The 9,441-nt window shown below is 19.3% G+C and carries 11 protein-coding genes; 9 read left to right on the plus strand and 2 right to left on the minus strand.

The window, feature by feature from the left end; genetic code table 11:
• Window positions 1-48: 48 nt before the first annotated feature.
• Together GJT82_RS02355 and infA are read left to right on the plus strand one after the other, a co-directional pair.
• On the plus strand, window positions 49-1,809 hold the full coding sequence (locus GJT82_RS02355; protein WP_168819965.1) for an ATP-binding cassette domain-containing protein: 1,761 nt from the start codon (window positions 49-51) through the stop codon (window positions 1,807-1,809).
• Window positions 1,810-1,835: 26 nt separating this feature from the next.
• Window positions 1,836-2,054: a translation initiation factor IF-1 gene (gene infA / locus GJT82_RS02360; protein WP_168819967.1), complete on the plus strand. Its 219-nt coding sequence runs from the start codon at window positions 1,836-1,838 to the stop codon at window positions 2,052-2,054.
• A 66-nt stretch (window positions 2,055-2,120) separates the two neighbouring features.
• On the opposite strand, the gene trxB is transcribed toward infA, so the two are convergent.
• Entirely contained in the window at window positions 2,121-3,086 is a 966-nt protein-coding gene (gene trxB / locus GJT82_RS02365) for a thioredoxin-disulfide reductase (RefSeq protein WP_168819969.1), read from the minus strand.
• 140 nt (window positions 3,087-3,226) lie between these two features.
• Here trxB and serS point away from each other — a divergent pair, with 140 nt between their 5' ends.
• Complete coding sequence (gene serS, locus GJT82_RS02370) at window positions 3,227-4,513, plus strand: serine--tRNA ligase (RefSeq protein WP_168819971.1); 1,287 nt, start codon at window positions 3,227-3,229, stop codon at window positions 4,511-4,513.
• 18 nt (window positions 4,514-4,531) lie between these two features.
• Here the strand turns inward: serS and argR are convergent, their stop codons facing one another.
• On the minus strand, window positions 4,532-5,014 hold the full coding sequence (argR, locus tag GJT82_RS02375) for a transcriptional regulator ArgR (protein WP_168819973.1): 483 nt from the start codon (window positions 5,012-5,014) through the stop codon (window positions 4,532-4,534).
• 307 nt (window positions 5,015-5,321) lie between these two features.
• Here argR and rplM point away from each other — a divergent pair, with 307 nt between their 5' ends.
• The 6 genes from rplM (at window position 5,322) to cgtA (ending at window position 9,391) form a co-directional block, all read left to right on the plus strand.
• A complete protein-coding gene (gene rplM / locus GJT82_RS02380; protein WP_168819975.1) occupies window positions 5,322-5,747 on the plus strand; it encodes a 50S ribosomal protein L13 in 426 nt (141 codons plus the stop codon).
• Window positions 5,748-5,760: 13 nt separating this feature from the next.
• A complete protein-coding gene (gene rpsI, locus GJT82_RS02385) occupies window positions 5,761-6,153 on the plus strand; it encodes a 30S ribosomal protein S9 (RefSeq protein ID WP_168819977.1) in 393 nt (130 codons plus the stop codon).
• Between the two features lie 164 nt (window positions 6,154-6,317).
• The gene (gene murA, locus GJT82_RS02390; protein WP_168819979.1) at window positions 6,318-7,574 is read left to right on the plus strand and encodes a UDP-N-acetylglucosamine 1-carboxyvinyltransferase; all 1,257 of its coding nucleotides are present in this window, start codon (window positions 6,318-6,320) and stop codon (window positions 7,572-7,574) included.
• Between the two features lie 77 nt (window positions 7,575-7,651).
• Window positions 7,652-7,963: a 50S ribosomal protein L21 gene (gene rplU, locus GJT82_RS02395; RefSeq protein ID WP_168819980.1), complete on the plus strand. Its 312-nt coding sequence runs from the start codon at window positions 7,652-7,654 to the stop codon at window positions 7,961-7,963.
• Window positions 7,964-7,985: 22 nt separating this feature from the next.
• Window positions 7,986-8,243, plus strand: a complete 258-nt coding sequence (gene rpmA, locus GJT82_RS02400) for a 50S ribosomal protein L27 (RefSeq protein WP_168819982.1) — start codon at window positions 7,986-7,988, stop codon at window positions 8,241-8,243.
• A 122-nt stretch (window positions 8,244-8,365) separates the two neighbouring features.
• Window positions 8,366-9,391, plus strand: coding sequence for an Obg family GTPase CgtA (gene cgtA, locus GJT82_RS02405; protein WP_168819984.1), 1,026 nt, complete (start codon window positions 8,366-8,368; stop codon window positions 9,389-9,391).
• Window positions 9,392-9,441: the final 50 nt, after the last annotated feature.

Below are 9,441 nucleotides of genomic sequence, written 5' to 3' on the forward strand. Positions count from 1 at the left end.
ATATAAAATATAAAAAAATTTAAATATAAAAGTAGGAGTTTAAATTCAGTGTTTTATTTATTATATTTTTTAAAAAATTATAAAAAATATTTAATAATTCTTTTTTTTGGTATAATAATAACAATTATTACTAATTTGATGAGTATATCTTTATCAATTATATCTGGTTATTTATTAACTTCTACTTTTATATTTAACTTTAATAGTGTTAATTATAATTATGTAGTTCCTTCAGTTATTATAAGAATTATTTCAATAATAAAAACTGTAACAAAATATTTCGAAAAAATTATAAAACACGATAGTACTTTACAAGTTTTAAAAAACTTAAGAATTATCATTTTTCGTAAAATTTTTCCTTTATATCCTTCTAACTTAAAATATTTAAATAATAGTGATATATTAAATACATTAATTTCAGATATCCAAACCTTAGATCATTTATATATACAAATTTTATCTCCTATTATTAGTTTATTTATAACAATTATCATTATATTAATCAGTTTAAATTTTTTTAGTTATATACTTTCTATTATACTTTTTATAATTTTATTTTTTTCATTATCATTATATATGATATATTTTTATAATTTAGGTAAACCTATTGGTAAAAATAATATTGATTTAAGAAATCAATATTATTTTTATATAAGTAATTATTTATTTTATCAAACAGAATATAGAATATTTGAAGGTATTAATATAATTAGGAAAAAAATTAATTTTTTAGAAAAAAAATGGCAAAATATACAATATAAAAAAAATAATTATAATGCAAGATCACAATCAATAATAATTATTATTAATGGCATTAATATAATTACTTTTTTAGTATATAGTAATTTATATTTATCTAAAAATATTAATTCTAAATTTTATATTATATCATTTTTACTTTGTTTAATTACATTATCTAATATGTTATATACTATAAGTGATATTTTTCACAATATAAGTGAAGTTTTATTATCTGCTAAAAAAATTTTTATGATTATAAATCAAAAACCAATTGTAAAATTTTCTAAAAAAAATAAAAATATTCAGGAAAAAAATAATTATATTATTATTAATATTGATAATATTTCTTTTCATTACCCTCAACAGCCTTTATTAATTTTAAAAAAATTATCTTTATTTATAAAAAATAATGAAAAAATAGCTATTACTGGACATAATGGTTGCGGTAAATCAACATTACTAATGTTATTAACTAGAGCTTGGGATCCTATTAAAGGAATAATTTATTTAAATAATATTAATTTAAAATTATGGAATTTATCTACTTTACGAAAAAATATAAGTGTAATAAATCAACGTGTATATCTTTTTAGTGATACATTAAAAAATAATTTATTATTAAACAATCAAAATAATTACGATTATAAATATTTAATAAAAATTATTAATCTTGTAGGTTTGAATAAATTAATTAATAATGATAAAGGATTAGAATTATGGATGGGTGAAGGAGGTAGAAGTTTATCAGGTGGCGAATTAAAAAGATTAGCTATTGCAAGAACAATATTACATAATGGACAATTAATATTATTAGATGAACCAACAGAAGGTTTAGATAATATTACATCTTATAATATATTAAAATTAATATTTTCTATATTCAGAAAAAAAACAATAATAATTATTACTCATAATATTAATATTATTAAAAAAATGGATTGTACATATTTTATGGATAATGGTTGTTTTATTGAAAAAGGACATCATAATTATTTAGTTAATAAAAGAGGAAAATATTGGAATTATATAAAAAATAATATAATGAATGATAATAAAAAAATTATTTAATGATAAATTATAAAGGAAATAAATTAATGTCTAAATCAGATAATATAGAAATGCAAGGAATCGTTTTAAATACATTACCTAATACTATTTTTCATGTAAAATTAGAAAATGGACATATAGTCACTGCTCATATTTCAGGAAAAATGAGAAAAAATTATATTAGAATACTTACAGGAGATAAAGTTACTGTAGAATTAACTCCTTATGATATAAATAAAGGAAGAATAATTTTTCGTAGTCGTTAATTGTTTATTAATATATACTTAAATATTTTAAATTTATTATTTATAAATATAAATTTTTTAAACTATTTAAAAATTTTTTCTTAAATAATTTTGAGCATCTAAAGCAGCCATACAACCAGTAGCAGCTGATGTAATTGCTTGTCTATATACATTATCCATTACATCACCAGCAGCAAAAACTCCTGAAATACTAGTTTGTGTAAAATTAAAATTATTTTTCGGTATACTATTAGTAATAATATATCCATATTTATCTAATTTTAATTCATTTTGAAATAAAACAGTATTTGGTACAGTTCCTATAGAAATAAATATACCATATAAATTTATTATTTTATTTTTTTTTATATTTTTTAAAGAAAAAATTTTTATTCCAGTTACTCCAACTTTATTACCTAATATTTTTTTTACTATATAAGGATAATGTAATATAATATTATTATTTTTAACTTTTTCTAATAATTTATCGATTAATATTTTTTCAGCACTAAAATAAGATTTTCTATGGATTAAATGAACTTCTGATGCTATGTTAGATAAATAAAGAGCTTCTTCTACAGCAGTATTACCACCACCTATTACTGCAATTTTTTTATTGTGATAAAAAGATCCATCACAAATAGCACAAGAAGAAACTCCTTTTCCTATAAATTTTTTTTCTGAATTTAATCCTAAAAATTTAGGAATAGCTCCTGTAGCAATAATTAAACTATCACATGTATAATTAAATAAATTTCCTGTTAAATAAAAAGGTTGTTGTTTTAAATCTACTCTTATTATATAATCATTTATTATATTTGTATTAAAATATAATGCATGATTACATAAATTACTCATTAATTTATTTCCAGATATACTAGGAAAATTTCCAGGCCAATTTTCTATATTTGTAGTTTTAATTAATTGACCACCTATATCTATTCCTGTTATTAAAATTGGATCAAGATTTGCTCTTGCAGAATATATAGCTGCAGTATAACCTGCAGGTCCTGATCCTAAAATTAAAAGTTTTGTATGTTGTATATTATTCATAAACACTTCTATATTTTTTATATAAATTTTATTTATTCATTATTAATTAAATATATTAATTATATAATTTTTATTATAATATATAAATATATAATTTATAATAAAACATAAAAATAAAAATCTTTAAGGGATTAAAATATATGTTAGATCCTAATTTATTTCGTTGTAATATAGACTATGTATCTCAAATGCTTAAAAAAAGAAATTTTATATTAGATAATAATTTGATAAGTAAATTAGAAAAACAAAGAAAAAATTTACAAATAAAAATAGAAAAATTACAAGTAGAAAAAAAAAATCAATCTAAACATCTAATAAAAAAAAATTCAGGGGATTTTGACCATATTAAAAATCAAATAAATAAAATTAATAATGAATTATTTTTATTAAAAAAAAAATTAATAAATATAAAAAAAAATATAAAAAATATTTATGATAAAATTCCAAATATTCCATTAGATGATGTTCCTTATGGAAAAAATAGTAAAGATAATAAAGAAATAACAAGATGGGGTAAAATTTTATTTTATGATTTTCCAGTAAAAGATCATATAGAATTAGGATCATTAAATAATGGAATAGATCTTGAAGCTGGAGTTATTTTAAGTGGATCAAAATTTGTTGTAATGAGAGGTTTAATAGCATACTTACATAGAATTTTAATTCAATTTATGTTAGATTTACATGTTTTTTATCATAATTATGAAGAAATTTATGTGCCTTACATAGTTAAAAATAAAATTTTATACGGCACTGGACAGTTACCTAAATTTAGTAATGATATTTTTCATATTGAATCAATTAATTATTTTGATAAAAATAAATATTCTTTAATTCCTACAGCAGAAGTACCATTAACTAATATAGTTTACAATAAAATTATAGAAGAAAATAAATTACCTATAAAATTGGTAGCACATAGTCCATGTTTTCGATCTGAAGTAGGATCTTATGGAAAAGATAATAAAGGATTAATTCGTACACATCAATTTGATAAAGTAGAATTAGTACAATTAGTACGTCCTGAAAACTCAGTAAAAACATTAGAAATTATAACTAAACATGCAGAAACAGTATTAAAACTTTTAAAGTTACCATATAGAAAAATGCTTTTATGTACAGGAGATATGAGTTTTTCTTCTGCTAAAACATATGATCTTGAAGTATGGTTTCCATCAAAAGAAAAATATTATGAGATTTCTTCTTGTTCTAATATGTCTGATTTTCAATCACGACGAATAAAAGCAAGATACAAAAAGATAAATACAAATAAAAATATTTTTATTCATACATTAAATGGATCAGGACTAGCTGTTGGAAGAACTTTAGCTGCTATAATGGAAAATTATCAACTAAAAGATGGTAGTATTAAAATACCTAATATTTTAAAACCATATATGAAAAAATTTTCTTATAATGATAAATAAAAAAATTTATTTTTATGTTTATTTAAAATTTTGTTCAAATAAAATTTTAATATTTTTATATAAATTAACAGTTTTATATAATCTTGTAGGAATAATAAAAATAGTATCATCTCCAGCAATAGTACCAAGAATTCCTTCTGATTTACCTAAAGAATCTAACAAACGAGCTATTAATTGAGCAGCTCCAGGACTAGTATGAATAATAATTAAAATATCGTTATAATCAATATCTAAGACTAAGTTTTTTAATGGACTAGTAGTGTTTGGTACTCCTAAATCTAAAGGAAAACAATAAACCATTTGCATTTTAGCATTTCTAGTTCTTATTGCACCAAATTTAGTTAACATTCTAGAAACTTTAGATTGATTAATATTATTAAAACCTTCTTCTTGTAAAGCACGTACAATTTCAATTTGTGTACTAAATTTTTCTTCTTTAATTAAATTCTTAAATATTTTTACTAAAATTCCTTCTTTTTTTCTTATTGAAGTAATATGCATAAAATCACCAACAAAATAAAAAACAATATTATTTTTATATATGACAAAATTATTAACAATATAGAAAATAAAATTTCTTATTTTATATAAGTATTTTATTCCATATTATAATTAATTATTTTATTCTAAATTTATTTAAATTGTCAATCATTATCTATTTTTTTATTTACATAAAATGAATAATTTTAATTGTAAAGATAAATTGATTTTATTAATTAACTATATTATTATTTAAATATTTATAAAAATTTTTATTTTATAAAAATTAAATAAAATAAAAAAAATTGTATTTTAGGTAATTTTTAATATGTATTATTTTAAAAAAAATATAACTAATCATCATAATTGGTATCTTATTGATGCTAAAAAAAAAATTTTAGGTAGATTAGCTACAATAATAGCTTATTATTTAATGGGAAAACATAAAGTAACCTATAGTCCTCATATAGATATAGGAGATTATATTACTGTAATTAATGCAGAAAAAATTAAAGTTACAGGAAATAAAAAAAAAGATAAAATGTATTATAATCATAGTGGTTATTCTGGAGGAATAAAAAAAATATCATTAAATGAATTAATTATTAATTATCCTGATAGAGTAATAAAAAATGCAGTAAAGGGAATGTTACCTAGAAATAAAATAGGTCATTTAATATTAAATAGATTAAATATTTATTCTGGAATAAAACATAAACATATAGCTCAAAAACATTATATTTTAAATATTTAATAGGATTATTATAATGATTATATATAAAAATTATGCAACAGGAAGAAGAAAAAGTTCTTCTGCTAGAGTATTTCTTAAAGAAGGTAGTGGATTAATTAATATAAATAAAAAATCTTTAGATAAATATTTTTCTAGAAAAACATCTAGAATGATAGTTTTACAACCTTTAGATTTATTAAAAATTAATAATAAAATAGATTTATATATTACAGTTAAAGGAGGTGGTATTTCTGGACAAGCAGGAGCTATACGTCATGGAATTACTAGAGTTTTAATTAAATATAATAATAATTATAAAGAAGAATTAAGAAAAGCTGGATTTATTACTCGTGATGATCGTAAAGTAGAACGAAAGAAAGTAGGTTTAAAAAAAGCTAGAAAAAGTCCTCAATTTTCTAAACGTTAAAATATAGATAATAAATTACTATTTATTATTAATATAAAAATATTTTTTATTTATAATAAATAAAAATTTAAATTTTGATTTTAAATTATTAATTAATTATAAAAAATTCAATTATTTATAATTATTTTAAAATCTAAAAATTTTTATTGTAGAGAATAATTATAGTGGATAAATTTATTATTAAAGGACCCGTAAAACTTAAAGGTAAAATAATTATTTCTGGTTCTAAAAATTCAGCATTACCAATATTATTTGCATCACTTTTAATTGAAGATTCAGTAGAAATAAAAAACATTCCTCAATTAAAAGATATTGATATAGTAATGAAAATTTTAATCAAATTAGGAGTAAAAATTAAAAAAAAAAAATCATTAATAATAGATGCTAGTAATATTTTACAATATAATATACCTTCTTATTTAATTAAATCAATTAGAGCATCAATTTGGATTTTAAGTCCATTATTAACAAGACTTGGAAAAGTTAATATAGCATTTCCAGGAGGATGTTCTATTGGTAATAGACCTATTGATTTACACATAAATAGTTTAAAATTATTAGGAGCTAAAATTAATATAAAAGAAAATTTTATTAAAGGATATATTAAAAAAAAATTTATAGGTAATATTATACGTATGAAAAGTATTAGTGTAGGAGCAACTATTACTATAATATTAGCAGCTACATTAGCATCTAATATTACAATTATAGAAAATTCAGCTAAAGAACCAGAAATAAAAGATTTAGCTAATTTTTTAAATACAATGGGAGCTAATATACAAGGTGCTGGTACAAATAAAATTGTAATTGAAGGAGTAAAAAAATTAAAAGGAGGTGTTTATAAAATTATACCTGATAGAATAGAAACTGGAACTTTTTTAGTAGCTGCAGCAATATGTAGAAGTAAAATATTATGTAAACATACTAATCCTAATAATTTAAATATAGTTTTAAATAAACTACAAAAAGCAGGTGCTGAAATAAAAATTGGTAAAGATTGGTGTAGTATTAATATGCATAATCAAAGACCAAAATCAGTAAATATAATAACAGGTCCATATCCTAATTTTCCTACTGATATGCAATCACAATTTGCATTATTAAATTTAGTTTCAAAAGGTACTAGTACAATTAAAGAAAATATTTTTAAAAATCGTTTTATGTATGTACCAGAATTAATACGTATGGGTGCAAATATAATTTTAAAAAAAAATATATTAAAATGTAAAGGAATTAAATTACTTTCTGGAGCTGAAGTTACGGCAACTGATTTAAGAGCTTCAGTAAGTTTAGTATTAGCTGGATGTATTGCTTCTGGAATTACTATTATTAATAATATTTCTTATATAGATAGAGGATATGAAAATATTGAAAATAAACTTTCTAGTTTAGGGGCAAATATTCAAAGAATAAAATATTAAAATATTTATAATTAATATAATTTAAAATAATTTAAAATAATTTTATGCAAAATTTTAATTAATAAGGAAATATAAAAATGTATGCTATTTTTAATAATGGTGGAAAACAATATAAAGTTATAGAGGGACAAATTATAAAATTAGAAAAATTTAAAGGTAATGTGGGAGAAAAAATAAAATTTAATGATATATTATTAATAAATAATAAAAATAGTTTAAAAATAGGACAACCTTTAGTTAAAGGAGCATCAATCACAGCTAAATTAATTTCTCATATAAGAGATAAAAAAATTAAAATAGTTAAATTTCATAGAAGAAAACATTTTCGTAAAATTCAAGGACATCGTCAATTTTTTACTAATATTAAAATAATTAAAATTAAAATTTAAAAAGATATAGGAGATATTATTTATGGCTCATAAAAAAGCTGGAGGATCCTCAAGAAATGGTAGAGATTCACATTCTAAACGATTAGGTATAAAATGTTTTGGTGGAGAAAAAATACAAGCAGGATCTATTATTATACGTCAAAGAGGAACAAAATTTCATGCAGGAGAAAATGTAGGATGTGGTAGAGATCATACTTTATTTGCTATAAAAGATGGAGTAGTAAAATTTATTACTAAAGGTATAAAAAATAGAAAATATATTCATATTATTACTATATAAAAAAATTAATTTATTTTTATAATGTTAAAAATTATTTATATAATAAAATTTCCATAAAAATATCTATCAAATTTTGAATATATTAAATTTATAATCTTAAAGTTATTTTATTTGAGGTAATAGTGAAATTTTTTGATGAAGTAACAATATCTGTAACAGCAGGTAAAGGAGGAGATGGATGTATTAGTTTTCTTAGGGAAAAATATATATCTAAAGGAGGACCTAATGGTGGTAATGGTGGTAATGGTGGTAATATTTATTTATTAACAGATAATAATCTTAATACACTAAATAAATTTAATTTAAAAAAAAATTATCTAGCTGAAAATGGATTTGCTGGAAAAAAAAATCAATGTACAGGTAAAAAAGGTAAAGATTTAATTTTAACTATTCCAATAGGAACAAGAATTATTGATTTTAAAAAAAATATAATTTTAGCAGATTTAAATAAAAATAATCAAAAATTTTTAATTGTTAAAGGTGGTAAACATGGTTTAGGCAATATAAATTTTAAAAATTCTATTAATAGATCACCTTATCAAAATACAAAAGGTGAATTAGGTGAAACAAAAATATTAAAATTAGAATTAATTTTAATAGCTGATATAGGAATGTTAGGTCTGCCTAATACAGGTAAATCAACATTTGTTAAAATAATATCTAAAGCAAAAACTAAAATTGGAAATTATCCATTTACTACAATCAAACCAATATTAGGAGTAGTTAAAAATAATATTGGTAATTCTTTTTTAATAGCAGATATTCCTGGTATCATTAAAGATGCTACTTTAGGAAAAGGTTTAGGTTTAAATTTTCTTAAACATTTAGAAAGATGTAATTTATTATTACATTTAGTTGATATTTCTAATATAAATACAGAAATAATAAATATTATTAATAATATTTATATTATAAATAGTGAATTAAAAAAATTTAATCAAAATCTTTTTTTAAAAGAACAATGGTTAATTTTTAATAAAATTGATTTATTAAAAAATAGAAAAAAAATTAATATATATATAAAAAAAATATTAATAAAATTTAAATATATAAAAAAATATTATTTAATATCATCTAAGAATAAAATTGGAATAAAAGAATTATGTTATAATATTTTCAAATATATGAAAAAAAAATATAATAAATAAGTCTTATTAATATTTTATATATTAAATATAATTTATTTGGATTATAAAAA

This window comes from Enterobacteriaceae endosymbiont of Plateumaris rustica (genome assembly GCF_012562965.1).
Classification (GTDB): domain Bacteria; phylum Pseudomonadota; class Gammaproteobacteria; order Enterobacterales; family Enterobacteriaceae.

Excerpts from the sequence above, each read along its gene's own strand:
- rpmA (WP_168819982.1), top strand. The coding sequence starts at position 7,986 with ATGGCTCATAAAAAAGCTGGAGGATCCTCAAGAAATGGTAGAGATTCA.
- serS (WP_168819971.1), top strand. The coding sequence starts at position 3,227 with ATGTTAGATCCTAATTTATTTCGTTGTAATATAGACTATGTATCTCAA.
- argR (WP_168819973.1), bottom strand. The coding sequence starts at position 5,014 with ATGCATATTACTTCAATAAGAAAAAAAGAAGGAATTTTAGTAAAAATA.
- rplU (WP_168819980.1), top strand. The coding sequence starts at position 7,652 with ATGTATGCTATTTTTAATAATGGTGGAAAACAATATAAAGTTATAGAG.
- trxB (WP_168819969.1), bottom strand. The coding sequence starts at position 3,086 with ATGAATAATATACAACATACAAAACTTTTAATTTTAGGATCAGGACCT.
- rplM (WP_168819975.1), top strand. The coding sequence starts at position 5,322 with ATGTATTATTTTAAAAAAAATATAACTAATCATCATAATTGGTATCTT.
- infA (WP_168819967.1), top strand. The coding sequence starts at position 1,836 with ATGTCTAAATCAGATAATATAGAAATGCAAGGAATCGTTTTAAATACA.
- rpsI (WP_168819977.1), top strand. The coding sequence starts at position 5,761 with ATGATTATATATAAAAATTATGCAACAGGAAGAAGAAAAAGTTCTTCT.